The organism is Helicobacter rappini (assembly GCF_900198625.1).
GTDB lineage: Bacteria > Campylobacterota > Campylobacteria > Campylobacterales > Helicobacteraceae > Helicobacter_A > Helicobacter_A rappini.
This window is the reverse complement of the sequence record NZ_FZPK01000086.1, coordinates 1-1419: the sequence shown is the minus strand read 5'-3', so window position 1 is coordinate 1419 and position 1419 is coordinate 1. Positions and strand designations below refer to the sequence as shown.

The 1419-nt window shown below is 28.6% G+C and carries 1 protein-coding gene; it reads right to left on the bottom strand.

Annotation, left to right across the window (positions count from 1 at the left end; all coding sequences use genetic code 11):
• Nucleotides 1-820: 820 nt before the first annotated feature.
• Nucleotides 821-1315: a hypothetical protein gene (locus tag C6H17_RS11825; RefSeq protein ID WP_104731465.1), complete on the bottom strand. Its 495-nt coding sequence runs from the start codon at nt 1313-1315 to the stop codon at nt 821-823.
• Nucleotides 1316-1419: the final 104 nt, after the last annotated feature.

The window sequence follows — 1419 nt, the reverse complement described above, 5'->3', positions numbered from 1 at the left end:
ATCTTGTAATAAATGTATGATTAAGTTATGCAAGTAATATTAAAGTATGTTTTGCTTTGTTTTCAGTTTGTTAAAAGCCTTTGTAAGTGTTAAGCATTGTTTGTAAGTGTAGATTTATAGTTTTGTATTGTTTGCAAGTGTATCAATGCTTTATAGCTTTGCTTCGCATTACAAACACTTTATAAGTGTTAAATATTGTTTGTAAGTGTGTTAATGTTTATGCTTTATATTGCATTGCAATTACTTTATAAGCCTTTGCAAGTATATTAATGCCTTGCTTTGTTGCATGTAAGCCTTATAATCTCATCATGTAATATATTTCTTAATGTTGAGGTTATAACAAAACATAACATGCAACATATAAACCTTTGCTTATTCTGTATAATACCCTTATTTTAAACATTCCAAAATATCAAATATAAAGGTAATCATAGTTTTGTGTAATCGCATGTATCACAATCACTACAATCTACACAATCAAAGCAATTACTGCAAGTTTCACACATAATACAATTATTACAATAAAAGCATTCTTTACACTTTATACAATCAGTGCATGTGTAGCAATCTTTACAATTAATGCAATACTCACAGGAACTACACTCTATGCAATCATTACAATTTATGCAATAATCACAATCTACACAATTAATACAATCAATGCAATTAACACACGCCCTGCAATCCTTACAATTAATGCAATTTACACAATCAAAGCAATTAATTAACCCTTTGCTATGTTGTAAAGCTTCATTTTCATTATAAGCCTTTGCATTCCATTTGTTATTGTTATTATCTATATAATACCCATTCTCTAGTTTTAATTCCATGCTCTGCCCCCATAATAATAGCTAGTTGTTACCTTAGGCAATTTATGTTGATATTTTATGCTCTCATCATTAGCGTCTATTAATTCGTCCATAAATTTATTTTCCATACCCTTAGCATTTTTAAAATTTTTACACATAGTGCAATCCGTGCAATTATATAAATACATGCTATTTTTACAATTTATGCAATCAGTGCTATAGCTTAAATTATCGCAATCCGTGCAATTTTCGCATTTATCGCAGTGTTTGCAATTTTTACAATTTTTACCGCTTGTAGCTTCACAATTTACGCAATCTACACAATTACTACAATTAACACAATTACCACATTCAAAGCAATTAATACAATCTTTGCAATTATTAAGGCTTTTAGCGTGTTTTTTAGCCTTTTTCTTGCTATATAGTGTTATATCCCATTTGTTATTATTGCTATCTACCCAATAACCGCCCTGCATATCATCATTAAGCATTAACTTTAATTCCATAATCAAACCTTTAATAAAAAATCAATCAAATAAACATTTAAAAACATTAAACCCTTAATCCTTAGCTATAAACAAGCTAACAAGCATAAAAGCTAAGTAAAGCC